This is a genomic window from bacterium SCSIO 12741 (assembly GCA_024398055.1).
Lineage (GTDB): Bacteria > Bacteroidota > Bacteroidia > Flavobacteriales_G > Salibacteraceae > SCSIO-12741.
The window spans coordinates 1,124,725-1,151,702 of record CP073749.1; the positions used below are offsets into that span (position 1 = coordinate 1,124,725).

21 protein-coding genes are annotated in these 26,978 nt (G+C 44.8%); 7 read left to right on the forward strand and 14 right to left on the reverse strand.

Annotation, left to right across the window (positions count from 1 at the left end; all coding sequences use genetic code 11):
- The first annotated feature begins 40 nt into the window (after positions 1-40).
- The 5 genes from KFE98_04755 to KFE98_04775 all read left to right on the forward strand — a co-directional run bounded on the left by KFE98_04755 (position 41) and on the right by KFE98_04775 (position 4,649).
- Positions 41-760, forward strand: a complete 720-nt coding sequence (locus tag KFE98_04755; protein ID UTW63468.1) for an NAD-dependent deacylase — start codon at positions 41-43, stop codon at positions 758-760.
- 130 nt (positions 761-890) lie between these two features.
- Positions 891-1,403 carry a TlpA family protein disulfide reductase gene (locus KFE98_04760; GenBank protein ID UTW63469.1) on the forward strand — a complete coding sequence of 171 codons (513 nt, stop codon included), beginning with the start codon at positions 891-893 and terminating at the stop codon, positions 1,401-1,403.
- A gap of 26 nt (positions 1,404-1,429) precedes the next feature.
- Positions 1,430-3,112 (forward strand): hypothetical protein, encoded by a 1,683-nt coding sequence (locus KFE98_04765; GenBank protein UTW63470.1) that lies wholly within the window; start codon positions 1,430-1,432, stop codon positions 3,110-3,112.
- Positions 3,113-3,124: 12 nt separating this feature from the next.
- Positions 3,125-4,024 carry an Omp28-related outer membrane protein gene (locus tag KFE98_04770; GenBank protein ID UTW63471.1) on the forward strand — a complete coding sequence of 300 codons (900 nt, stop codon included), beginning with the start codon at positions 3,125-3,127 and terminating at the stop codon, positions 4,022-4,024.
- Positions 3,996-4,649, forward strand: a complete 654-nt coding sequence (locus tag KFE98_04775; protein UTW63472.1) for a PorT family protein — start codon at positions 3,996-3,998, stop codon at positions 4,647-4,649. The genes KFE98_04770 and KFE98_04775 overlap by 29 nt, the downstream gene beginning before the upstream one ends.
- Positions 4,650-4,714: 65 nt before the next feature.
- Here the strand turns inward: KFE98_04775 and queG are convergent, their stop codons facing one another.
- From queG to KFE98_04825, 10 genes are all read right to left on the reverse strand, one after another.
- Positions 4,715-5,653, reverse strand: coding sequence for a tRNA epoxyqueuosine(34) reductase QueG (gene queG / locus KFE98_04780; GenBank protein UTW64642.1), 939 nt, complete (start codon positions 5,651-5,653; stop codon positions 4,715-4,717).
- Between the two features lie 4 nt (positions 5,654-5,657).
- Positions 5,658-6,674, reverse strand: a complete 1,017-nt coding sequence (gene ruvB / locus KFE98_04785; protein UTW63473.1) for a Holliday junction branch migration DNA helicase RuvB — start codon at positions 6,672-6,674, stop codon at positions 5,658-5,660.
- 78 nt (positions 6,675-6,752) lie between these two features.
- Positions 6,753-8,510 (reverse strand): cbb3-type cytochrome c oxidase subunit I, encoded by a 1,758-nt coding sequence (locus KFE98_04790; protein UTW63474.1) that lies wholly within the window; start codon positions 8,508-8,510, stop codon positions 6,753-6,755.
- A gap of 26 nt (positions 8,511-8,536) precedes the next feature.
- Positions 8,537-9,691, reverse strand: coding sequence for a cytochrome c oxidase subunit II (locus KFE98_04795; protein UTW63475.1), 1,155 nt, complete (start codon positions 9,689-9,691; stop codon positions 8,537-8,539).
- A gap of 29 nt (positions 9,692-9,720) precedes the next feature.
- Positions 9,721-10,938, reverse strand: coding sequence for a quinol:cytochrome C oxidoreductase (locus tag KFE98_04800; GenBank protein UTW64643.1), 1,218 nt, complete (start codon positions 10,936-10,938; stop codon positions 9,721-9,723).
- Positions 10,939-11,040: 102 nt separating this feature from the next.
- Positions 11,041-11,721: a c-type cytochrome gene (locus KFE98_04805; protein ID UTW63476.1), complete on the reverse strand. Its 681-nt coding sequence runs from the start codon at positions 11,719-11,721 to the stop codon at positions 11,041-11,043.
- Between the two features lie 13 nt (positions 11,722-11,734).
- On the reverse strand, positions 11,735-12,265 hold the full coding sequence (locus KFE98_04810) for a DUF3341 domain-containing protein (GenBank protein ID UTW63477.1): 531 nt from the start codon (positions 12,263-12,265) through the stop codon (positions 11,735-11,737).
- A 12-nt stretch (positions 12,266-12,277) separates the two neighbouring features.
- On the reverse strand, positions 12,278-13,651 hold the full coding sequence (gene nrfD, locus KFE98_04815; GenBank protein ID UTW63478.1) for a polysulfide reductase NrfD: 1,374 nt from the start codon (positions 13,649-13,651) through the stop codon (positions 12,278-12,280).
- 26 nt (positions 13,652-13,677) lie between these two features.
- A complete protein-coding gene (locus KFE98_04820) occupies positions 13,678-16,815 on the reverse strand; it encodes a TAT-variant-translocated molybdopterin oxidoreductase (GenBank protein ID UTW63479.1) in 3,138 nt (1,045 codons plus the stop codon).
- A 30-nt stretch (positions 16,816-16,845) separates the two neighbouring features.
- Positions 16,846-18,096, reverse strand: a complete 1,251-nt coding sequence (locus KFE98_04825; protein UTW63480.1) for a c-type cytochrome — start codon at positions 18,094-18,096, stop codon at positions 16,846-16,848.
- Between the two features lie 239 nt (positions 18,097-18,335).
- Here KFE98_04825 and KFE98_04830 point away from each other — a divergent pair, with 239 nt between their 5' ends.
- Positions 18,336-18,902, forward strand: a complete 567-nt coding sequence (locus KFE98_04830) for an SPOR domain-containing protein (GenBank protein UTW63481.1) — start codon at positions 18,336-18,338, stop codon at positions 18,900-18,902.
- 187 nt (positions 18,903-19,089) lie between these two features.
- Positions 19,090-20,511 carry a T9SS type A sorting domain-containing protein gene (locus tag KFE98_04835; GenBank protein ID UTW63482.1) on the forward strand — a complete coding sequence of 474 codons (1,422 nt, stop codon included), beginning with the start codon at positions 19,090-19,092 and terminating at the stop codon, positions 20,509-20,511.
- Positions 20,512-20,644: 133 nt separating this feature from the next.
- On the opposite strand, the gene infB is transcribed toward KFE98_04835, so the two are convergent.
- The 4 genes from infB to KFE98_04855 all read right to left on the reverse strand — a co-directional run bounded on the left by infB (position 20,645) and on the right by KFE98_04855 (position 26,951).
- Entirely contained in the window at positions 20,645-23,482 is a 2,838-nt protein-coding gene (infB, locus tag KFE98_04840; GenBank protein ID UTW63483.1) for a translation initiation factor IF-2, read from the reverse strand.
- 96 nt (positions 23,483-23,578) lie between these two features.
- A complete protein-coding gene (gene nusA / locus KFE98_04845) occupies positions 23,579-24,817 on the reverse strand; it encodes a transcription termination/antitermination protein NusA (protein UTW63484.1) in 1,239 nt (412 codons plus the stop codon).
- 11 nt (positions 24,818-24,828) lie between these two features.
- Entirely contained in the window at positions 24,829-25,293 is a 465-nt protein-coding gene (rimP, locus tag KFE98_04850) for a ribosome assembly cofactor RimP (GenBank protein ID UTW63485.1), read from the reverse strand.
- A gap of 92 nt (positions 25,294-25,385) precedes the next feature.
- Positions 25,386-26,951, reverse strand: a complete 1,566-nt coding sequence (locus KFE98_04855; GenBank protein ID UTW63486.1) for a hypothetical protein — start codon at positions 26,949-26,951, stop codon at positions 25,386-25,388.
- Positions 26,952-26,978: the final 27 nt, after the last annotated feature.

The window sequence follows — 26,978 nt, forward strand, 5'->3', positions numbered from 1 at the left end:
ATCGAGGGTATGTTTCGCCCTAAAAATGGGGTCATAGGAGATGGAAAGAAATCGCAGCGATAAACCGCGATTAATTGTTTTTAGTGGAGCTGGAATGTCGGCTGAAAGTGGCATCGCCACGTTTCGCGACAATGGTGGTTTATGGGAGCAATACCGCGTGGAAGAAGTAGCCACTCCAGAAGCCTTTCAACGAAACCCGGAACTGGTCCTTGAATTTTACAATCAACGTCGCCGAAGAATCGGTGAAGTTGAACCCAATGCAGCGCATAAAGCCTTCACCGAATTGGAGCAAGACTTTGAGGTCATTGTGGTAACTCAAAACATTGACAACCTTCATGAACGAGCAGGCTCATCGAAAGTAGTCCATCTTCACGGAGAAATTACCAAAGCGAGAAGCGCAGCTTTCCCCGAATTAATTTACGATATAGAATACCGAGATATCCAGTTGGGAGACCTGTGTGATAAAGGCCATCAGCTTCGTCCACACATCGTTTGGTTTGGTGAAATGGTTCCCATGCTCGATCATGCTGCGGAGATCATGCAAACGGCAGATATCTTGGTAGTCATTGGTACCTCTTTAAATGTATATCCGGCGGCCAGTTTGGTCAATTATGTGCCCGCCCACTGCACCCGCTATTTGGTGGATCCGAATTTGAGTCAGGAAGAATATGGAAATCAATTTATCGTACGAACTGGCACAGCGGTTGATATAGTACCTGGGTTGGTTAAGGAGCTTTTGGCTCAGAAAGGAAAATGGTAAATGAGGAGACATAACGGTTAAAAGGAATCGAAATCGGTCGGTTTCAGGTTGTTAAAGAAAAAGTTGAAGTTATATTTCTATTAATAAACGAGGGCAAATGCTTAAATTCGTCGCCCTAAAAGCAAAATTTATGAAGAAGATAGTTGGATTGTTAGCATTGGTGCTGGTAATTGGATTCGCGCAGGCACAGGATAAAGGAAGGAGTATCCCATCGGTGGTTATTCAGGATATTCAAGGGGAGGCTTTTAATACTTCCGAAATTAATAATGAAGGCAAACCAATGATCATTAGCTTTTGGGCAACCTGGTGTAGCCCTTGTAAACGTGAGCTAAACAACATCTCTGAACTTTACGATGACTGGATGGATGAAACTGGAGTAAAACTGGTTGCTATTTCTATCGATGATGCACGTAACGTTCAAAAAGTAAAGCCTTACGTTGATGGACAAGCCTGGGATTACGAAGTTTACCTGGATGTTAACGCTGACTTCAAAAGAGCTTTGAACGTAAATCAGGTGCCTCACACTTTCTTAGTAAATGGTGACGGACAAATCGTATGGCAGCACAACTCCTACAGTGAAGGAGACGAGTATGAGCTATATGAACTCGTTCAGAAATTGGCGAACGGCGAAAGCATCAAATAATAAATCCCGATTTAAACGACTACAGCATGCTTAAATCTTTCGCTAAGCATCTGGTCCCAGTAGCCGTTTTGGTGTTGGCTACTATCCCCTTTTCAATGAAAGGGCAGGATCAGGTTAAACAATGGTTGAAAGACCCCATCGAAATTCACGGAAACTTTAGTGCTGCAACGCAATACTATTTTTCAGATTCGGCGATTGGAGCTCCAGATGTTCCAGAAAAACTTCTTCTTAATGGTTTCGGTAACGTCATCATCGACAAAGGACCATTTTCTGCAGGATTTCGATACGAAAGTTATTTGAACCCGATTCTGGGTTTCGATGCCCGTTACCAAGGTAGTGGAATACCTTACCGCTATTTTACCTTCCACCAGAATGGCCTGGAAGTGACAGCGGGAAACTTCTACGAGCAATTTGGTTCGGGAATGCTTCTCCGCTCTTATGAAGAGAGAGACCTCGGATTGGATAATGCCTTTGACGGTATGCGTGTTCGCTACAAAATGGGCAAGGGTATCTACTTGAAAGGATTGATCGGACGTCAGCGTTACTTCTTTGACCTAAGTGAAGGTATTGTTCGTGCCTTTGACGGAGAGGTGGCCTTGAACGAAATGTTCGATAGCATGAAAAAAAGCAAGTTGAAGGTAAAAATCGGAGGTAGCTTTGTGAGTAAGTACCAGGCCGATGACAACCCCAACTATGTGCTTCCTGAAAACGTGGGAGCCTATGGAGGTCGCCTTACCTTGAACTACAAAAACTTCGCCTTCTTTGCGGAGTACTCTTACAAGGAAAACGATCCTTCCTTTGACAACAACTACATCTACAAGCCAGGTCACGGTCTTTACCTTTCGGGATCTTATTCCCGCAAAGGATTGGGGATTAACCTGACGGCAAAAACGGTGGACAACATGAGTTTCCGTTCCGACCGGGACGAAACGTTGACCAACGTAATGATCAACTACATGCCTGCATTAACGAAGCAGCACACCTACAACCTGGCTGCTACACTTTACCCTTACGCTACTCAGCCAACGGGTGAGACGGCTTTTCAGGCTGATATCTTCTTCAAATTGAAAAAGAAAACCTGGTACGGTGGTAAGTATGGTACACGAGTGGAATTGAATGCGTCGAAAGCATTTGGTTTGGACTCTACTCAGCTTCATGATGAAACCACCAACAGAATGGGTTATGAAGCGCCTTTCTTCTCGATGGGAACCGATTACTACCAGGACATCAACATCACCGTTACTCGTAAAATGTCTAAATGGTTTAAGGTAAAAGCCATGTACATGAACTTGATGGTGAACAACAAGGTGATGAATTTCGCCGGTTTGAACGGAAAATTTGCTGGCAATATTTACGCCGACATTGCCGTTTTAGACATGCTTTTTAAACTGAATCACAAACATTCGATTCGTACAGAGATCCAAGGACTTTGGAGCGATCAAGATCAGGGAGACTGGGCCACTTTGGTAGTGGAGTACACTTTTTCTCCACACTGGTTTGCTGCCGTTATGGATCAGTTTAACTACGGTAACCCCATTGCTGGAAACCGGATTCACTATCCTTACGCCACTTTTGGTTACACGAATAAGTCAAATCGCATATCTTTAGGGTACGGAAGGCAGAAGGCCGGATTATTCTGTATCGGAGGGGTGTGTCGTCAGGTTCCAGCCTCCAATGGTTTTACTCTGACGGTAACCTCCAGTTTCTAAAAACGAAGGAATATGAAAAGATTAATCGCATTAGCCGGAGCAATCATAATTGCTCTCAGTTTTACTTCCTGTGATAAGGTCACCGATCCTTTTGAAGGAATTGCTCAAGGCGGTGGTGATTTGGTGGGAGACACCAACAGCACGAGCACAGGAAACGTTCGCAAAGTTTTAGCGGAAGAGTTCACTGGACACACTTGTCAAAGTTGTCCGAGATGGTCGGAATCTTTGAATGATTGGTCCAAAAATGAGTACAAAGGCAAAATGGTCATTGCGGCTTTGCACTATGGTTCATTTGCAGAACCCAATCCTCAAAAAGGATACCCGGCTGACTTTAGAAGCGAAACCTCCCAAGAGGTTCACGATAAGGTGGGAGCTACGCTCTACCCTTCTTGTACATTCAGTCGCCTAAAAGCGGGCGCTGAATCTCCTGGTACCTGGGCCGGTGAATTGGCCAATTTGGAAAGTTCTGGGTTCTTTACCGATGCTTCTCTTCAATTGGATCTGCGCAACATTAGAAGTGATGCTGAAGACAAAAATAACCTGACCATTTGGGGTATTGCTAAAAAGGATTTGACTGGCGACCATACGGTTGTTGTCTACATCGTAGAAGACAGCATTATTTCCCCACAAACGGATCAGCGTCGTGAGTTGCAAGGGTTGGACCCTCGTGATCCAAATTACGCACACCGTCACATGGTTCGTGGTCACATCGGATCGGTGAATGGAAATGCCTTTATCGATGCCAATGGATTGACCACAGGTGATACTGTACAGGTAAGATACGACCTCGCTAAGGAAGATCGCTCAACGGATTGGGATGTAAAACATTTGATCTTCGTGGTTGCGGTTATTGAGAATGCCACTGGACAAATTATCCAGGCAGATGAGATCCATGCAGTGGATAACCACTAATAAGACCTTTAGAACGGCGGCCCTTTGGGTTGCCGTTTTTTTTGCCTTTCATTGGAGCGGAAGTGCTCAAAATGATCGGTCTTTTCATGCCGGAGTAAAACTCGGAATAAACACCTCCCAAATGACCGGAGACGGTTACGGGGGATTTTTTAAGTTCTCCCCCATTATCGGTGGATTTGCCAACCACAGACTAAATGACAAACTGAAGTTTCAATACGAACTCTACTACCAACAAAAAGGCAGTCATCAGCCCGCACGACCAGACAAAGGCTTTTACAATTCCTACAAGATTCGGCTTCATTACATTGAGATTCCTTTTCTCTGGCAGTTTCAATTGAAGAAGTTTGAACTGGAAGCTGGACCCGGTGTTGGATTCATGTTTCATGCGCAGGAATTTGATTCCAATGGAGAGGTTAAGAACCTAACCACTTCCTGGAGAAACTTTGAACTCGATGCTATGATTGGAGCCAATTATTACATGGACTCCAAAGAGCGACTATTTGTTAATGTCCGGGTTCATCACTCCGTTACTTCTGTGGTGAGTAGCACACTCGTTACCCCAGCTGGAATTTATGGCGGTGCTTGGAATGTGGTAATTGGTGCAAGTATCAATTATCGGTTTTAACCCTGATCACCTTTGGTGAATTTTGAATTCCGAATGTTGAATTCTGAATTTTGAAAATTCAATGTTCAATCTCCGTCTATTCCGAGAAACTTCAGGTTACGTTTAAGGCCGTCGTATTTGGTTCTCTTTACCGCTGACTGGCGGAATATTTCCTGAAAGACTTCTTCGCTCAAATCCTCCCAGTCTGACTTACTCATGGTCAACAAATCAGGATGGGGGTTGAAATCGGGTTCGTTGTGGGGTTTTGAAAAGCGATTCCAAGGGCATACCTCCTGACAAATGTCGCAGCCGAAAGCCCAGTTATTGAACTTACCAGATTGCTCATCCGGAATACTCCCTTTAAGCTCAATGGTGAAATAGGAAATGCATTTACTCCCATCCACTACATAGGGCTCGGTAATAGCATCCGTAGGGCAGGCCTCTACACAACGCGTACAAGTGCCACAATAGTCCTTAATGGGGCCGTCGTATTCCAGCTCCAGATCTATGATTAATTCGGCCAGAAAGAAATAAGAACCAGCTTTAGGGTTAACCAGATTAGTGTGTTTTCCAATCCATCCAACTCCTCCCCTTTTGGCCCAGGCTTTGTCCATTACCGGAGCAGAATCGACAAAGCAACGACCAGCCAGCTCTCCACATTCCGAAACGAGCTCTTCTAAGAGCGTTTTAAGCTTTTTCTTAAGCACTTTGTGGTAATCCCGACCATAGGCATATCGAGAGATTTTTGGCGCTTCTGAATCCTCTTGAGTGCTTTCCGGAAAATAATTGTAAGCCAGGCTAACTACACTCTTAGCCCCTGGGACCAATAATGTGGGGTCCACACGTTTGTCAAAATGATTGGCCATCCAACTCATTTCGCCATGCTTCTGCTGGTTGAGCCAGTTTTCTAAAAAACGGGCTTCATCATCGAGCTTCTCAGCTTTGGAAATTCCACAATACATAAACCCCAATTCATTCGCCTTTTCACGAATAAAACGGGTGTAATAGGCCTTATCCAAAGAGATAGAATTAGTTAAACAAATCGCCCTGAGAGGCACGGGGCGCAATGCCCAAATGACGGTAAGCTTTTTCAGTTACTTCACGACCTCGTGGAGTACGCATCAAAAATCCTTCTTGAATCAAGAAAGGCTCATAAACTTCTTCGATGGTTCCTGAGTCTTCACCAACGGCAGTGGCAACGGTATTCAATCCAACAGGGCCACCTTTAAACTTGGTAATAATGGTTGAAAGGATCTTGTTATCCATTTCATCCAAACCATGCTGATCTACGTTAAGCGCATCCAGAGCATAATGAGCAATCTCCTCATCAATTCTTCCATCGCCTTTGATTTGAGCAAAGTCTCTTACCCGCCGAAGCAGGGCATTGGAAATACGAGGTGTCCCTCGACTTCTACCAGCGATTTCTAAAGCGGCCTTATTCAGAATTTCGATGTCCAAAATTCCTGCCGAACGCTCAACGATGGAACGAAGGGTAGCAGCATCGTAATAATGCAGTCGTGCATTAATTCCAAAACGAGCTCTTAGAGGGGAGGTCAACAATCCTGACCGGGTGGTAGCGCCAACCAGAGTAAAGGGCTCCAAATCGATTTGAAGGCTACGCGCATTCGGGCCAGAATCGATCATGATATCGATTTTGTAATCCTCCATGGCCGAGTACAAAAACTCTTCTACAACAGGACTTAATCTATGAATCTCGTCAATGAACAGTACATCGTTCTTTTCGAGGTTTGTCAAAAGTCCGGCCAAATCACCCGGTTTGTCCAATACAGGCCCTGAGGTGATTTTAATACCAACTCCCAATTCCTGGGCGATGATGTGAGCCAAGGTCGTTTTACCCAATCCGGGAGGGCCATGAAGCAGAACATGATCCAAAGCCTCATCACGTTGAAGGGCCGCTTCAACAAAAATTTTGAGGTTTTCCTTTAACTGATCTTGTCCTGTAAAATCCTCGAACTGAACCGGGCGTAAAACCTTCTCCAGGTCTCTGTCAGCGGGATTCATTTGTGGATCGAGGTGCTCATTCATAGCGGTAAAAGTAGGGATAAAAAAAATGTCCTTACCGACTCCGGCAAGGACATTTTCCTCAAGGTTTTATGGAAAGCCTTAGTGGCCTTCTCCATCCACTTCACCTTCCTCTAAAGGAACGGTTTGTGGAACAAAATCTTCTTCTTTACCTGGCTTGCTATAGTCGTATGCCCAACGGTGTACAACAGGCAATTCTCCAGGCCAGTTTCCGTGAATGTGCTCTACTGGAGTTGTCCATTCCAAAGAGTTTGCACGCCATGGGTTTTTAGGAGCACGAGGACCACTGAAAATGCTATAGATCAAATTGAACAGGAAGATGAACTGAGCCAAACCACCGATGATAGCAAACACAGTTACAATCAAACTGATGTCGGTAAGGCTATCAAAAATGGGGAACTCAGAGTTCGTGTAGTAACGACGTGGTACACCTGCCAATCCCTGGAAGTGCTGTGGGAAGAATACCCCATAAGCAGAGATAAATGTAATCCAGAAGTGGAGGTAACCAATTTTCTTATTCATCATTCTACCCCACATCTTAGGGAACCAGTGGTAAACACCAGCGAACATCGCCAGTACAGCAGAAAGTCCCATTACAATGTGGAAGTGAGCTACCACAAAGTAAGTATCGTGCAAGTTAATATCCAGAGCCGCATCAGCCAGTATGATACCTGTAACACCACCCGTGATGAAGGTAGAAACCATACCGATAGCGAACAACATGGCAGGGGTAAAGTTCAATGTACCTTTCCACAAGGTAGAGATGTAGTTAAACGCTTTTACCGCAGAAGGAATCGCAATCAAGAGTGTAGTAAATGTAAATACATCACCAAGGAACGGATTCATACCACTCATGTACATGTGGTGACCCCATACGATAAAGGAAAGGAATCCAATCGCAAGGATAGATCCGATCATCGCACGGTAACCAAAAATCGGCTTACGAGCATTCGTTGCAATTACCTCAGAAGTAATACCCAATGCAGGTAGAAGGATGATGTATACCTCAGGGTGACCAAGGAACCAGAACAAGTGGTGGAACAACAATGGGCTACCACCGGTGTGATCCAAAGCCTCACCAGCCAAGTAAATATCAGACAAGTAAAAAGAAGTACCGAAGCTACGGTCGAAGATCAACAACAAAGCTGCTGATAACAACACTGGGAAAGAAAGTACCCCCAAAATAGCGGTAACAAACAGGGCCCAAATACTCAAAGGCAAACGGGTCATCTTCATTCCCTTGGTACGCAAGTTTACGATTGTAACGATGTAGTTCAAACCACCCAACAAAGAGGATACAATGAACAACGACATACTTACTAACCAAAGCGTCATACCCATACCTGAACCAGGCATAGCTTCAGCCAATGCACTCAATGGAGGATAAACCGTCCAACCAGCAGCGGCAGGTCCAGCTTCCACAAAAAGAGATGCAATCATTACAGTTGAAGAAAGGAAGAAGAACCAATAAGAAAGCATGTTCAACATTCCAGATGCCATATCACGGGCACCAATCTGCAATGGAATCAAAAGGTTTGAAAAGGTTCCACTCAATCCGGCAGTCAACAAGAAGAATACCATGATGGTACCGTGAATAGTTACCAAAGCCAAGTACATGTTAGGATCAAGTACTCCGTCTGGTGCCCATTTGTCTCCCAGGAAGAAGTTCAGCACTTCAAAGCTCTCTCCAGGGAAGGCCAGCTGCAAACGGAAAAGCAGCGACATAATCATCCCAACAAAGGCCATGAAGGTACCAGTCAACAAGAACTGGCGTGAGATCATCTTGTGATCGTAGCTGAAAAGATATTTCGTAATAAATGGTTCTTTATGTCCTGACATCTTATTTCAGATTAAATCGTTCTTAGTTATTGAGCGTCTGCCGTGTAAAATTTCTTTTGTTCTGCTAACCATTGGTTGTAGGCCTCTTCGGTCTCAACAATGATCTTCATTTGCATGTTGTAGTGCGCCGCACCACAAATCTTGTTACAGTACAACAAGTAGTCGAATTCTGGGTTTCCGAGCTTGTTTCTCATCTCTTCCGAAGTAATGGTCGGAGTGAAGTAGAAAGAAGTCATCATACCAGGTACTGCGTTCATTTGAGCCCGGAAGTGAGGCATGTAAGCGGAGTGAATAACGTCCTGAGAACGAATTTGGAAATTCACTGGCTTACCTACTGGAATATGAAATTCACCTTTTACGATGATATCATCATCCGCAACCGAGTAATCCTTTACGGCAGACTGGGCCTTCATTTGCTCAACCAGAGCTTTGTGCTTTTTAACCGTGGAGATCTTGTCTAAGATTTCGCGATCGGTTTTACCACCAGGATAAACCTTACCACGACTTTCTTCCAAGTCTGATACCCACTGATCATATTCTCCCAGACGCTCATCCAAACGCTGGTTGTTGATCAATCCAAGTGGATTGGTCCCAGAAATCATGAGGAAGTTAGCGTGACCAAGAGTAGTATCCTGTCCAGCGTAACGAGCAGTCCAGTCAAACTGACGAGCGTACAACTCAATGTTCAAAGCTCCGTTTGGCTTCTCTCTCATCGCTTTGTTCCAGGTATTGATACCGTAAATGATGATGATAGCCAAAACAATTGCCGGAGCAATAGTCCAGATAAACTCAAGTTTGTTATTATGGGTTACATAGGTCGCCTTAGGGCTTCGTGTTTTAGCGTAGCGGTACACGAAGTAGATCATTACAATGTGGGTAAGAACAAATACCGCAGTAATAATGATCAGGTTAAAATCCATCAACGTATCAATCGCAGCTCCGTGTTCGGAGGCCGCCTCGGGTAAAAGGTGTGGGCCGAAGCGTACAACCAGGTAAATGAAACCTGCGAAATAAGCGATCAGGAATAATACCCACATCAAACTGATGTTGTTCGTCTCCCGGTCCGTAACATTGATCCCATCTTCTCCATTGAGGAAGTTGGACAACTCAAATACCCTTAATATCTGTACAACCGCTACGATTGCCAGTATTATAACGAGGTATATCAATAATGAAGTCATATTCGCTTACTGTTTACGTTTTCTAATTATTAATGAATTTCGTGATGGATACTCTCTTCGTAGAATGGGTGATTTTTGGTCACCAGTGGAGCTTTGGTCAAAGTATTAAGCACTACGAAAATGAATGCTCCTAAGAATCCTAAAGCCATTCCGATTTCAACAAATCCAATGTGACCGTGCTCGTGCATGGTACCTGGGGTAATCATCATGTAAGTGTCCATCCAGTGACCACCTAAGATGATCAAACCGATAACGGTAAGGAAACCGTAGTTTCTCTTGTTGTCACGATCCATCAATGCGATCATTGGGAAAATAAAGTTAACGGCAAACATACCCCAGTACATAATTGGGTAGTGCTCGATACGTGCCTGGAAGTAAGTTACCTCTTCAGGAATGTTAGAGTACCAGATCAACATGAACTGAGAGAAGAACAGGTAAGACCACAAGAAAGAACAACCGAACATCCACTTACCCAAGTCGTGCAGGTGGCTGCTGTTTAATCCTTTTAGGTAACCGTTCTTGTGCAACCACATGGCCAACAAGGTAACCACTACCATAGAGCTCAACCAGATACCAGAGAAGGTATACCAGCCAAACAAAGTAGAGAACCAGTGAGTATCAATTGACATAACCCAGTCCCAAGCAGCAGCTGAAGAAGAGTATCCAAAGAATACAAGGAAGATAGCCGCATCGCGAACGTTGCGGAAGTGTCGTTTACGATCGTATCCTAAATCTTCTTCCAAAGAACGTTTACGGAAACGAGTCCAGAACCACATCCAAACACCTAAGAAAAGAATTACACGGAACCAGAAGAATGGTAGATTTAGGTACCAAGACTTACCGGCAATAATTTCATCAAATTCCAAGTTGAATACGGCGCCTTCAGCATCCTTATCGTTGGTGTACTCAGGGTGAGCCGAATCAATAGTAGATTCGATCACATATTCATTTTGAACAGCTGGGTCCATCCAGTGGAACAGGTGGTTCCAGTGCATAGTAGCCGCAACAAATACAATCACCAATACAACAGCTCCAATAGGCATAAAGCTACCAATAGCTTCAAGCAAACGGCGAATGATTACAGCCCATCCAGCTTCTGCGGCAAATTGAACCGCCAGGAAGAAGGTAGCTGCGAGAGCAATACCAAAGAAGAAGAATCCGTCGATCAACAGATTCGACCACAACCGGGCCACAGCCGTGTGAGACTCTTCATCTCCTGAAGCCATAAAAATCTGCGCAATTGCCATCACAAGAGCCAAAACTCCGACGCCCATAAGCGCCATGGCGATTCTTTTCAGCTTGCCGGTAAATACGAATTGTTCCATTATCGTAAGTTTTCTTTTTCTTTATTAGTTAGTAGCCTCTGCTTCTTTGTTCTCTGTCATCTCTGCAACTGCTTCGGCTGTAGCTGTAGTATCAGCCATAGCTTCGGGAGCTGCCTCTCCACCACCTAAAATTGCTTTGTAGGTATCCGGATTTTGCAAGGTGCGTACATACATCAATATCTTCCATCTCTCGGTCTTGGTCAATTGAGATGCATGCGATCCCATCATCCCTTTACCGTATGTAACTGAGTGGAACATTTTTCCTTCTGGAAGATCTTTCAATCCTTTGTTATAAGCCTGAGGAGCACCCAACTCACTGTTGGTTACTACAGATCCGTCACCAGCACCTTTCTTACCGTGGCAGTGCTGACAGAAACGGCCATACAATACTTTACCTTCAGCAATATTTGCTTCAGTTACCTTTAGAGGATTGGTAAGTGCTGCTGCTGCGTCGTATCCTTCTGGTGTATTCGGAAGATCGTAAGGAAGATTGTCGGCGCCTCTTGGAATCGTGTTAGCCACAGGCAAACGTGCTTCCATACTATCACCGTACATGGAGTTTACACCATACGTTTCGTAGGATGGTGAACGGTACATATCCGGCATGTATTCCACTCCCGGACTGTTTTTATCTTCACAGGCAGTTAGTACAACTACTGCGGCGAAAATCAAGCCCAACGATTTCATATAATCTGCTAATTGCATTGAGAAGGGTATTTTATTTTTCAAAAACTTCAACAGTACCGGTTCCCTTTAAAATGGTCTCCAGTTCTTCTTTGCTAAACTTGCTATTATCTCCAGGAACGATTTCCACTGCGAAGTGATCATCTGTTGTTCTTGGATCTGGATTCTTGGCGGATACACCAGGAAAAGTCCAGTTTCTTACGAAGTAAGTCAAGGCCATTCCGTGAGCTGCACACAATACCGTGAACTCGAATGTAATTGGAATGAATGATGGAATGTTTGCCAACAAGTAGAAGCTGGGCTTACCACCAATGTCCATTGGCCAATCGTAGATCATGAAATAGAACATTCCGACCAAAGCCAAGGTAGTTCCGGTAATTCCGAACATGAATGCTGCAATCGCAATACGTGTCCACTTCATTCCGATGATCTTCTCAATTCCGTGAATTGGAAATGGAGAGTATACCTCGTTGATGTGAATCCCTTGAGCCACCATATCGGTTGCTCCTTGTTTTAGGATATCATCGTCGTTATACAGACCGTAGATTTTCTTTTCAGTAGCCATCCGTAATACGAATTAGTGTTGTTGTCTTTTATAATTGTCACCTGAAGATTTCAGGATAGACTTCAATTCATTCAGTGCAAGTACCGGGAAGGTTCTGGCGTAGAGCAAGAACAATACTCCGAAGATTCCAATGGTTCCCACGAAGATTCCGATATCAACAAATGTTGGGTGGAACAAGGTCCAGTTAGATGGAATGTAATCGCGGTGTAGGGAGGTTACGATAATTACGAAACGCTCAAACCACATACCGATGTTTACGAAGATTGAGATGATGAAAGAAGCGATGATGCTCTTTCTTACTCGCTCGATGTAGAACAACAGTGGAGTAATCACGTTACAAGACATCATCGACCAGTATGCCCACCAGTAAGGTCCGGTAGCACGGTTAAGGAACGCGTACTGCTCAAACTCAACTCCCGAGTAGAAGGCGATGAACAACTCGGTCAAGTAGGCAACACCTACCATAGAACCGGTGATTACAATAATGATGTTCATGTACTCGATGTGCTTACGAGTAATGTAGTCTTCCAAGTTAACCACCTTACGAGCGATCAAAAGCAGCGTTTGTACCATGGCGAATCCAGAGAAGATCGCACCGGCAACGAAGTAAGGAGGGAAGATGGTGGTGTGCCATCCAGGGATAACCGAGGTAGCAAAGTCCATGGATACAATCGAGTGTACCGAGAATACCAGTGGAGTTGCCAAACCGGCCAATACCAAAGAAACTTCTTCAAAACGAATCCACTGCTTAGCTCTACCACTCCATCCGAAAGAAAGGATGCTGTAAATAGCTTTTGGCAAGGTACGTGTAGCGCGGTCGCGAATGGTAGCAAAGTCAGGAATCAGACCAATGTACCAGAACACAAGCGATACCGAGAAATACGTCGAGATCGCGAATACGTCCCATAGAAGTGGTGAGTTAAAGTTTACCCATAGAGATCCAAACTGGTTAGGTAGTGGAAGTACCCAGTAGGCCATCCAAATACGTCCCATGTGAATCCCTGGGAAAAGGGCTGCCATCATTACCGCGAAGATCGTCATCGCCTCTGCAGAACGGTTAATCGCCATTCTCCATTTTTGACGGAACAAAAGCAGTACCGCTGAGATCAGGGTTCCGGCGTGACCGATACCTACCCACCAAACGAAGTTGGTGATATCCCAGGCCCAGTCAATGGTCGTATTCAAACCCCAAACACCAATACCACGTCCGATTGTGTACAGAATACACCCGAGGCCCCATAGAGCTCCAACGGCGGAGATGGAAAAGGCGAGGTACCAAAGTTTGTTTGCTCTACCTTCAACCGGCCCGCAAACATCTTCAGTAATCTGATGATAGGTTTTATCCCCTAAGATGAGGGGGTATCTGATTTCCGATTCCTTATGCATGGATCAAAACTTTAGCTGAATATTTATTAAGCGTTTGCTTTTGTATTTCTCACTTTAGTCAGGTACTTCACGTTTGGCTGTGTACCTACTTCCTCGATCACGGCGTATGCGCGATCCAGTTTCCAGTCAGCACGTACCTTGGCGTCCTTGTCGTTGATATCACCGAAAGTGATTGCGTTGGTAGGACAAGCAGCAGCACAAGTACTGGTTACTTCACCGTCTTCAATTGGACGACCCGCTTTCTTGGCGGCCAATTTACCGGCTTGGATATGCTGAACACAGAAGCTACATTTTTCAATAACCCCTCTTGAGCGAACTACTACGTCTGGGTTCAATACCATACGTGCCAATTCATTCTGAGCTGGGTTAACGTCTGTGAACTTAGGATCTTTGTTGTAGTTGAACCAGTTGAAGCGACGTACTTTGTAAGGACAGTTGTTAGCACAGTAACGTGTACCTACACAACGGTTGTAAGCCATTTGGTTCAAACCTTCCTCACTATGGGTGGTAGCAGCTACCGGACAAACCGTCTCACATGGAGCGTGGTTACAGTGCTGACACATCATAGGTTGGAAAACTACCTCTGGATACTTAGAAGGAACTTCCATTTCTGCATAGGTATCGATCATGCCTTTACCTTCCTCAGAAGCGTTTGCCTTAGTAGTATCACTTGAGTAGTAGCGATCGATACGCAACCAGAACATGCTTCGTGTACGGCGAATCTCATCTTTACCTACAACTGGAACGTTGTTATCAATGTGACAAGCTGTAACACAAGATCCACAACCTGTACAAGCGTTCAAGTCGATAGACATGGCCCAGTGGTGACCGATTTCCAAACCATGATCATCCCATAGGTTCAATTCTCTTAGAGGACGTTTTTTACCAACACCGTCCACTAATTCGAGGTCTTTATTCCATCCTTTTACCGGATCGTTTTTATCAACCGATTTAAAGGTGGTAATATCTGTTTCGTTTACAATCTTACGACCCATCATGGTGTCGTGAGTCTGTACGGAAGCAATGGGGTAAGTTTCACCCAATTCCTCAATAGATCCTTCAGCGTAGTAGCTCAAAGTTCCATTCTTGTCTCCCATCAATGGGTAGGCGTTCTGACCCACTTTTCCAGCAGGACCAGTAACTGTTCTTCCGTACCCCAAAGCTACACCAACAGTACCCACTTTTTGACCTGGAGCAGCCACAACCGGAAGGTTGATAGACTGACCATTTACGGTCAACTTAGCCATATCGGCTGGAGTCTGCTGAGCAGTATTGGTTTCGAACTTACCTTCCATGTCTGCCGGGTTCATGGTAATGTAGTTGTCCCATGAAACTTTAGACATTGTATCAGGCAATTCCTGAAGGTGTGGGTTATTGGCTTGAGAACCATCACCCATAGATCCTTTGAAGTAGAAGTTTACTTCCAATCCGGATCCACCTGCTTTGATAGCGCTTGCAGCGGCAGCAGCATTTCCAGCATAAACAGCAGGAGTAGCTTCAGCAGCTGGCTTAGCCTGGTAAATACCTTCTTGAACAACGCGGTTCCAGAACCCGTCGAACAAAAGCTCACCAGAAGCAGGGAACATATCTCTTTCCCAAACCTGACGCATGTAGTTGTAGAAATCAGCGTCTTTACCGGCCCAAGTCAACAAGGACTCCTGAGCGGCACGAGTTTTAGGGAACAATGGCTTAATTACTGGCTGTGCGATGGTGTACATTCCGTTGTACGGATTGTAGTCATTCCAGGCTTCCAAGAAGAAGCGGTCTGGACAAACGTAATCACACATGGTAGAAGTTTCATCTGGACGATCGGCCAAAGAAATCTTCAAACCTACTTTAGACATAGCCTCAGCTACACCCCAAGAAGCAGGCATCGTGTATAGTGGATTTGCTCCGTAAATGATCAAGGCATCTACTTTACCAGCCTTCATGTCAGCTACTAAAGCTTTCGCAGCAGCATCGTTAGAAGAACGGGTATTGTTGGCCATATCCAATTTCAGGGTTGATCCATAGTTACCCAACATCGTGTTGATGGCATTCACCAACTGTTGAACATTCGAATCGTTGCTCCCTGAAACAACCAGACCAGTACCTTTATTGGCCCACAATTCGTTGGCCGCTTGAGCAATCTTATTGTTTACACCGTTATCGTCGTCGCTCACTTTAGCGCTTCCTGAACCTTGACCAGCTTTAGAAGCGATCGCGAAGTAAAGAGCCTTAGCAACAGTTCCCAATTCAGAAGGTCTAACCGCACCACGAACATCGGCGTTAGCACCGGTAGTGGTCAAGTTAGTTTCAAACTGGAAGTGACGAGACATCCAAGCATTTTCTGGTTTACGGTTTTTCACGTAACCAATGGAGTTGCTTACCTCATCCAACCAAGAAGAAAGGAAGTCAGCATCCAAGGATACAATTACCTTGGCTTTACCGAAGTCGTAAGCAGGAATGGAACGTACTCCAAAATCTTTTTCGTTAGCATCGAGCATACCGCCGTTTGACATGGCGTCGTAGTTCACTACTACCTGATCAGCAGCACCCTCTTCTTCACTACTGTAAGCAGCAGCAAAATCATTAAGTACAGCCTGAGTAGAAGGACTCATTACAGAACCTGTCAATACACGAACGTTTCCGCCTTTCATCTTCACTCCTCTAAGGGCAGCGATGATTTCGCGGTCAGCATCCATCATAGAGATGTTAGCTTCACCTTTCTTGGCAGTACGGTAACGGTTGTCATCATACAACTCAAGAACAGATGCGTTTGCACGGGCATTCAAACCGCGCATTTGCTCAGGATACTTATCGTTAGCTTTCAAGAAAATCGGACGACCTTCACGGGTTTTCACCAATACGCTGGCAAAGTTTCCTCCGCGGAACACGGAAGAGGCATACCAGTTAGCAACCCCTGGAGTAACTACTTCAGGTTTTACAACGTAAGGAATCGAGCGAACTACTGGCGCCTCACAGGCAGCCAAGGTAGCAGCACCCAAGCTAAATCCCATAAACTTCAGGAAATCACGACGTGAAGTCGAAGTATCTTTTAATACTTCATTTCCCAAAAATTCTTCTACTGGAATTTCTTCGTTGAATTCTTTTTGAGCGCTTTCTAAAAACTTAGGGTCTTCCTGAAGCTGCTCTAAACTATTCCAGTATTTTTTAGTACTCATAGTGGAATTGTTACTTAATTGAACGTCTGATTAATAATGACATTTAGCACATTCGGTACCTCCGATATGCTCCACGGTGAAGTTTTCGATTCCTTCTTCGGCATGGCGCTCAAGTAGCTGCTCGTGCAACTTCTCGTAGTACTCATTACCTTCCATGGCCACCTCGGTTTCGCGGTGACAGTTAATACACCATCCCATGGTCAACTCTGAATGTTGCTTCATTGGATACCCAAATTCTTCAACCGGACCGTGACATGTCTGACACTTTTGCTTTCCAACCACTACGTGCTGAGAGTGATTGAAGTAAGTAAAGTCAGGCAGGTTATGAATACGAATCCACTTGATAGGCTTAGACTCTTTGGTGTAGGCCATTTCGTTTGGATCCCATCCCGCAGCTTCGTAAATTTTTGCAATTTCTTTTTCTCCGTCAACCTTACCGGTAGAGATCCCTTTGTGACAGTTCATACAAACATTCACAGAAGGAATTCCAGCATTCTTACCTTTGTAAGCGGAGTGGTGACAGTAACCACAATCGATTGCATTGTCACCAGCGTGGATTTTGTGAGAGAACTTAATCGGCTGCTCAGGAGCGTAATCCTGATTCACACCAACACTCTTCACAACGAACCACAATTTAACGGAAGACAAAACCAAGATGAGAAGAACCAGTGTAGCGAAGGTACGCTTGTTATCAGCGATCCAATCTACAAAGGCTTCCATCATACCCTTACGAGCAGGAGGTTCTTTTCCTTCAACCGTAGCAGTCACTTCTTTAAGCGAACGCTTGATATCCCCCATGATCTTAATGACCAACAAGAAGATCACCATGATACCCAACAACCAGTAGATGGTGTAGTCAGGCTGCTCGACAGTAACCACATCCCCACCCGGAGGCTTTGGCGGATCAACCGGCTTCCAATCACGGATATAATCTAACACCGCATCAACCTCAGCATCAGAAAGCGCCATAGCAGTCATCACACTCTTGTTGTACGTCTCGAATAATTCCTGAACATATGCATGATCAGGATTATCCTTCAGATACTGTGTTGAATTCTTGATCCAGGCACGCATTCTATCGCGGTCTCCCTCCCAACGTTCCTCTGCACCTAAAAGAGCGGGCCCAATGGACTTTTTATCCATCTTATGGCAGGCCGCACAGTTTGAATTAAATAGTTTCTCGCCGTCCTGTGCTACAGCCTTTCCCGAAGAAAATAAAAGCGCTGTAACTAAGAGAAATAGACAGGAAATATGCGAAATCGACTTGAAGAAAATCCTCATTATTTTTCAGGTTTTTATCGAAAAAATCTTACTTAAACCCCAGTTTTATCAAGCGGCAAATTTATAACAAACGTTAACATGGCCTCGGAAGGGTGACGAAAATCAGCTTTGGGTAAAATAATTTAGAACAATTCTAAACAAGGCCATCTCTTTCCCGCATTCCACCTGAGCCTTCTTGTTTTTATGTAACTAACAATCGGGCACGATTTTAGTTAGTATTTTTGCTCAAAATTGAGGGTATGAATCGCACTATTTCCAATACAGTTGTCCTTACCATTTTTAGTACTTGCTTCTATTTTTCGGCCCAGGCTCAGGTTCCTGAAGGGGTCGGATATGGACTTCCGGTAATGGAAGAGTCGGAAGGATTGACCCAATATGGTGACGAGCGCATTCTCCAACTCAAAGATCGCTACGTTAGAAGCCATGAGGGCAAAGAAGAAATTGCCGGTTATCGGATTCAACTTTTCTCTTCTTCCGGAGCCAACAGTTGGAATAAGGCCAATGAGGTACAAGAGGAGTTTCTCACCATCTATCCTGACCTACCTTGCTACATTGAATTCCTGGAGCCCAGTTTTAAGGTCCGCATTGGAGACTACCGTTCTCGCTTGGACGCGGAGCGCTTCTTTGTGGAACTCAAAGAGAACTTTCCAGACGCGTTTATCGTGAGCACCCAAATCAAATGGCCAGAATTAAGCATTGAACAAAAAGAGGAAGAAGAGGAAAACAAGCCCTACGTATACCCTCCGGATGGCGCCCCTGATCAGCCAATCACTCCTGGTGGCGGCGAGGACCCTCGGAATCGTTAAAGCCTGAACATACTCAGGTGCGCGTTTAACCAGGTACGCGTTTAAACGCGCACCTGGATTTCTCGGCATTCCAACATTTCAGAGCTACCTTACCCGTTAACCCACTTTTCTGCCAGCTCATCGATTATTTTAGAATTCACCTTTGGTGTGCGATAAATTGGCGCGCTTAAAATCAAAATTCTAAACTATGAACCAATTGCTTACCCGATTCCTTATACTCATTATTGCCCTTGGAGCGGCCTGCCAGATGCATGCACAAATCTGGAATGAGATAGCCAAATTCAATTCTCCTGACACGACTCCGAATAACCGATTTGGTCATTCCTTGGATATATCCGGAGTTTATGCAGTTGTGGGCTCACCCTTTATCGGCGCTAATCCAAACGTTCAAGGCAAGGCATACATCTATAAATGGGATGGAACGAATTGGAATCTCGACCAAACTCTAATGGCCTCTGATGGCAGGCCCAACGATCTTTTTGGGAGTTCGGTAGGCATCGAGGGAAACACACTTGTAGTTGGCGCCAGTAACGGTATGAGCATTGGAGATTCGTCCGGAGCCGCCTATGTATTCGAAATGCAGGGCAACTCCTGGGTACAGCAACAGATACTGGTTGATTCCTTAAACCACTCCTTTAAAATGTCGAGTGAATTTGGAAGTGCAGTAGACGTTCATCAAAACATGATTGCGGTGGGAGACTACATGTCCCCTCACAATAGCTCCACTACTCCAAATTCCGGTGCTGTTTTTCTATTTGAAAGGAACCAAAATACCTGGACTCAAAAGCAAATGATCACCGCTGCCGACGCCAACCTCTCAAACAACTTTGGAGCGTCTGTTACTTTGAGTGACTCGAATCTTCTAATTGGAGAATCTACCTCCAACGAAGTAATCGCCTTTGAAAAAACCAATGGAGTATTCAGCAAAACGGAGCGGGTGGTCAAAGAAGCCAGCATAGTTGGTCCGGATGTAGGAGACCACATTTCCGTTTATGACAACCTGGCCATTGTAAGTGCCCGGTCGGACAATTCTGACACAACACTTTATGGTGGATTGGTATACCAAAAGAATGCCGGGTCCTGGCAGCAAACGGCTAAGCTTAGATGTCCACCCCGAACTGGTGGTGAAGTGGTAGTAGCCTGTTCGACTAAGACTGCAGTGGTAGGCATGAGTGGTAAAATCGAAATGTTTGAATCATCCAATGGATCATTTAACCGTACAAATCAAATGGTTCCGAGCGATAGAAACAGCCTTCCTGTAAACGATCTCGCCCTACACCTGGGCTGGGTAATTGCCGGCAACTCAGTGGATGGCGTGGTCTATATATTTAATACCTTTCCTCCAAGCACTTCTACTGAGGACCTAGGAGAACCCTCAAACTCCACACTTCGGGTATACCCCAATCCAAGCACGGGAACGGTTTATATAGAATCGCCAAACTCCCCGATTTCAACAGTGAAGGTATACGCCAGTAACGGCATCCTCCTAACCACCTATTTAAGCCATGAATGGTCCGGTCAACTGGATTTACCTGAGGACAAAGGACTATACCTTATTGAGGTTTCAAACGGAAATCAAACGGACTGGAAAAAGGTTATTCGACGTTAGACTGATCTAACTCAGCTACGCGTTTAGACACGCACCTGAGTTAAACGCGTACCTAAGCTTAAACACCAAAAACAAAAAAGCCCATCCCGAAGTATCGGAATGGGCTTTTCTTTTATCTCTAACAGACCGAGGACTAATCCAAAGTCTGTTTTACTTCTACTTCTTCGTATCCTTCGATTACATCGCCGACTTTTACATCGTTGAAGTTCTCGATGTTCAAACCACATTCGAAGTTTTTCTTCACTTCTTTTACGTCGTCTTTGAATCGTTTCAAGGATCCGAGAGCTCCTGTGTACACCACAATACCATCGCGAATCAAGCGAATCTTGGTATTTCGAGTGATCGTACCATCGGTTACGTAACAACCGGCAATAGTACCCACCTTGGAGATTTTGAACGTTTCGCGAACCTCTACGTTGCACACAACGCGCTCTTCCACTTTCGGCTTCAACATTCCTTCCATGGCCTGTTTCACCTCTTCGATGGCGTCGTAGATAATAGAGTACAAACGAATATCGATCATCTCTTTCTCGGCAATGGCTCGTGCATTCAGTGAAGGACGAACTTGGAAACCGATAATGATTGCATTGGAAGCGGATGCCAACAACACATCTGACTCGCTAATTTGCCCCACCGATTTGTGAATAATGTTCACCTGAATCTTCTCGGTAGAAAGGTTTTGTAGGGAATCGGAAAGGGCTTCGATAGAACCATCCACATCACCTTTGATAATCACGTTAAGCTCCTGGAAGTCTCCAATCGCAATACGACGACCAATCTCGTCAAGGGTAATGTGTTTCTGAGTTCTTACACCTTGCTCACGCAACAGCTGCTGACGCTTTTGAGCAATGTTCTTCGCTTCTTTCTCATCTGGCATTACGTTAAACTTATCACCCGCACTTGGAGCTCCGTTCAATCCCAGAACACTAACTGGACGTGAAGGTCCTGCCTCAGCTACTTGCTGACCGCGTTCGTTGAACATAGCCTTAACCTTACCGGTGTAAGCACCTGCCAAAATCACATCTCCAACACGCATGGTACCGCTTTGTACCAACATAGTGGATACGTATCCTTTTCCTTTATCAAGAGCAGCTTCAATAACGGTACCATTGGCCCGTTTTTCGCCATCTGCTTTCAATTCGAGTAATTCAGCTTCAAGAAGCACTTTCTCTAACAGCTCCTCTACTCTCTGGCCTTTCTTGGCCGAAATATCTTCACTCTGATACTTACCTCCCCAATCTTCAACCAGGAAGTTCATAGCAGCGAGTTCTTCTTTAATTCTTTCAGGATTTGCACCTTCTTTATCCACCTTGTTGATGGCGAAAATGATAGGTACTCCAGCCGCTTGAGCGTGGTTAATAGCCTCCTTGGTTTGTGGCATCACATTGTCGTCAGCCGCAATCACGATGATGGCAATATCCGTCACCTGGGCACCCCGTGAACGCATCGCGGTAAAGGCCTCGTGACCCGGTGTATCCAGGAAGGTAATGGTCTTTCCATTTTCAAGCTTCACACTGTAGGCACCAATGTGCTGGGTAATACCCCCTGCCTCACCGGCAATCACATTAGCCTTACGTACGTGGTCAAGAAGAGAGGTTTTACCGTGGTCTACGTGACCCATTACGGTAACGATAGGCGGACGTTCGTTCATCCGTTCTTCCACATCTTCTTCGATCAGCTGATCATCCTCTGCTTCAGCCGTGGTGAATTCCATGGTAAAACCAAATTCTTCACCTACCACCTGCAGGGTTTCTTTATCCAAACGCTGGTTAATGGAAACGAAGAGTCCGAGCGACATACATGCTGCGATAACCTCGTTTACACTCACATTCATCAAGGAAGCTAATTCGTTTGCGGTGGCAAACTCTGTAATCTTCAAGATGCTTTGTTCAGCTTCCTGCTGCTTCATGAGCTCTTCCTGCTGTTGAGAAATCGCTTCACGTTTGGCACGTCTGTGTTTTGCACCTTTGGACTTACCTCCACCGCTACTCAAGCGAGCCAAGGTTTCCTTAATTTCTTTTTGGATGTCCTCCTGGGTAATTTCTGGTTGTGGCTCTCTCTTTTGGAATTTGCCTCTACCTTGTCCTTTACGGCGATCATTTCCACCGCGCTGACCTTGTCCAGGCCCGCCAGGTCTACCACCGGGTCTGCCTCCAGGTCTACCAGAATCAGGAGATATGCGCTTACGCTTTTTCTTCAGTTGCTGAATCTCTTTGTTATCATCAGAAGAGGCAACTGGTTTTTTCTTTTTCTTCTCGAATTGAGAGAGGTCAATTTTCTGTCCCGTGATTTTCGGTCCAGCCAACTTCTCCACCTTCGTTTCGATTTTCTCTGGCTTGGAAGGGGTCGCAGGCTTAGCAGGTGCTTCCTTCTTCGGCTCAGGTTTTTTAGCCACAGGAGGTTTTGGCTCCTCTTTCTTAGGAGGCTCCACCTCTTTCTTAGGCTTTGGCTTGGGCTCTGGTTCTTTTTTACCAGGGCGAGTTTTTAGGTTCAATGAATCCAGGTCGATCTTACCTACCAATTTAGGCCCTTTATCGTCCGGATCAGCAGGCGTTTCCACCTCTTCCATCTTCACTTGCTCAGGAGCAGCTTTTTTCTCTACCTCTGGCTCCTTAGCTTCAGGTTCCTCGGGCTTCTCCTCCTTAGGCAAATCGATAATTGGCTTAACGGATACATTCTTAATCACCACTTCCTCTTCCAGTTCATCGGTACGAGATGGTTTTTCTCTTACCTGATCTTCGATAGAAATGGTTACCCGTTTTTCCCGGTTTTTGCTGAGCTCCCGAGATTTTTCCTTCACCTGTTTGTCCGAAGAAAACTTTTGAAGCAGCAGGTCATAGGCATCCTCATCGATCTTCGAAGTAGGGCGACCATCGCACTCTATTCCGTTCTCGACCAGGAAGTCGGTAATGGTTTTAACCCCAACTCCTAATTCCTTAGCAACTTTACTTAACCTAATAGCTCCTGCCATATAATTCTTTAGTTATCAAACCCTTTAAAACAAAGGGGTAGCTTTCTTCGTGTGCAAATATAAAACTCTCGGCTAAACGCCTTTTTCGATCCCTTTCTAATCTTCAAATTCGGATCTCAAAATGCTTAGCACTTCTTCTACGGTCTCCTCTTCGAGGTCAGCGCGTTTTACCAGTTCTCTCTTACCCAAGTCGAGTACACTCTTAGCAGTGTCACAACCAATGGCTTTCAACTGGTCGAGAATCCAGTGATCGATTTCATCAGAGAATTCTTCCAGGTCTACGTCTTCAATATCTTCAGCTGATTCGCGGTATACGTCAATTTCGTATCCGGTCAAGCGGCTTGCCAACTTGATGTTGAATCCACCTTTACCAATGGCCAGGGAAACCTGATCAGGGCGAAGGTAAACGTCAGCTTTGCTCGCCTCATCGTCCAGATTCATATTCGAAATCTTAGCCGGGCTCAAAGCACGCTGGATGTACAACTGAGAATTGGAGGTATAGTTAATTACATCAATGTTTTCGTTGCGCAACTCACGTACGATACCGTGGATACGAGAACCTTTCATACCTACACAAGCTCCTACCGGATCGATACGATCGTCGTAAGATTCTACGGCTACTTTAGCTCTTTCACCTGGCTCACGTACAATGTTTTTAATGGTAATCAAACCATCAAAAATTTCAGGAACTTCCATCTCAAACAAGCGCTCCAAGAAGGCTGGAGAAGTTCTTGACAAGAAGATAATAGGTGAGTTGTTACGCATTTCTACTTTGGTTACTACCGCACGAACTGAGTCTCCCTTCTTAAAATAGTCAGAAGGAATTTGATCAGATTTAGGTAGCACCAACTCGTTGCCTTCATCGTCGAGCAACAAAATTTCTTTTTTCCAGATTTGGTAAACCTCTCCGTTTACGATATCTCCCACACGGTCCTTATACTTCTTGTAAATACCGTCTTTCTGTAGGTCGTGGATACGGGCGGCAAGGTTTTGTTTCAATGCAGTAATGGAGCGTCTTCCAAAATGCTCAATACGCAATTCCTCAGATACATCTTCCCCTACTTCGAAGTCGGGCTCGATTCTCTGAGCTTCAGTCAATGAAATTTCTGCATTCGGATCTTCTACTTCTCCATCTGGAACAATCACTCGGTTGTGCCATACTTCGAGGTCACCTTTATCGGGGTTAATAATGATGTCGAAATTCTCGGCGGTTCCAAACTGTTTGCCAATCACATTACGAAAAACATCTTCTACAATGTTCATCATCGTAACCCGATCAATGTTCTTCAGGTCTTTAAATTCCGAAAACGACTCAATTAATTCCTGCGTATTCATGACTTAACGATTTAAAAATCCAATATCAATTTTGTCTCTTTTATTTCCGCGAACGGGAACTCATGCTCCTGTTTCACTTCCACTTTTTTCTTCTTTCCTTCTACTCTTTCTTTCGAAGTAGTCTCTACTATGATGCGTTCGTCATTTACATCAACCAATTGGCCCTTCACCACCACTCCTTCTACTGGAGTTACTTTGACTTTGCGCCCTACATTTTTGGTGTATTGACGCATTACTTTGAAAGGCTTGGTTAAGCCTGGAGAGGAAACCTGAAGTTCAAAATCTTCTTTCTCCCGGTCAAGGCTGTGCTCTACATGACGCGAAACATTCACGCACTCCTGGATATTGAAGCCCTGATCTCCATCAATTTCGATAACAATTTTGTTGGAGCCACTCACGGTTATATCCACCACAAAGTACTCTGTACCATGTAGTTTCTCATCCACCAGTTGCGTTATTTGCTCTTTCGTAATCATGTTTTATAAACTAAAAAGAGGGGCTAAAACCCCTCCTCTCTATATCACTAATGACGTTTTGCGCCACAAATTTATGATTTTTCTTTCAATAATTATTCTTTTATAAAGCCATTCACGTATTTGACACTTCGTGTAATGTTTCCATCCTCATCGTAGAATTTCCAAACCCCGTTTTGGACCCCTTCTTTGTAGGATGTTTGGCTCTGAATTTTATCGCCTTTGTAGTAGGAAGTGCTCGGACCGTGAAGTCTATCGTCCTTATAACTGACTTTGCGCAGCAGCTGTCCCCACTCAGCATAGTATTCCCAGGTCCCGTTTTTTCTACCCTCTGTGTACGATCCTTTTTGATCGATATGCCCATGTGCGTAATAAAAAGTCCACATACCTTCTCTTATACCACCTTTGTAGGATCCGGTTTCACGAGGTTTTCCGGAAGAATAAAAGAATTCCCATTTACCTTCCTTTAAGCCATCCTTAAGTGAGCCGTGGTAATTGGTCTTACCGTTTTCGTACCAGCCGGTCCATTCGCCAACCATCTTACCCGCAGCAAAACTCCCCTTGTCTTTAGGGCCTTTGGATTCGTACCAGGAATTCCACTCTCCTTCTTCTTTACCGTTTTCGTAGTTCCCTTCCTGAAGCTTGTTTCCATTTTCGAACCAGGTGGTCCACAGCCCTTCTTTAATCCCTTGGGCATAATTCCCTTTTCTCCAGAGGCTGCCATCTTCATACCAGAAGTTCCACTCCCCATCTTTTTTTCCGGACCGGAATAGCCCTTCACTTTCTTTCACCTGAGAGTCTTCGAAATAGTAGGTCCAGAGGCTGTCTTGTAATCCCTGGTCAAAATAGCCAGACATGTAAAGGTGCCCGTCTTCCTGAATAAACTTCCAGAAGCCATCCTTTTCATCTTTTTGGTAAAACCCACTTACCTTGGATTGTCCATTGGCATACCAACTCTGAACGGCCCCTTGCTTCATGCCTTTTTCGTAATTCACTTCATTCTCGGGGCTACCGTTAGCAAAAAACTTCTTCCAAAGGCCAGTCTTTAAGCCTTGCTCGTAGCTTCCCGATTCTTCTATTTGATCTGCCGTGTACCAACGTTTGTAGGGGCCATCGAGAATTCCGTTTTTGTAGTGGTTCTCAGCCATTATGGACTGCCCCATGTATTTGTAGAAAACTCCGGTTCCATGGGTCAGAGATTGAGAGCCATCACGCTTCCAGGCATTTTCTAAACGCACCTCACGTTTGTTCCAGGTTTCTTCCTTATAGTTTTTTCCATCCGGAAAATAGTAGGTCCAAAGGCTGTCTTTGTACCCCCGTTCAAATTGTCCTTTGGCTCTTACCTGTCCCTCTTCAAACCAGGAGGTATATACACTATCTTGCAAATTGAAATAGAAGTAGCCTTCATTCATTTTTTGGCCATTCTCGTACCAAACGGTTACCGATCCATGCAACTTTCCTACGAGGTAGTGGCTCTCTTCTTTCAGCTTTCCGCTTTCGTACCAATAGGTCCACTTGCCGTCCTTTACTCCATCAACATAATTCCCTTCACTGAGTTTAAGGGTACTGTCTTTGTCGTAAAACCCGGTATAGTGTTGAACGTTTTGCGCCCAGGATGTGAGCCCAATAGTTATGAGTAGAAATGAAAAAATGCTGCGCATACCTGCTGATTTTCTGCAAATGTAGGA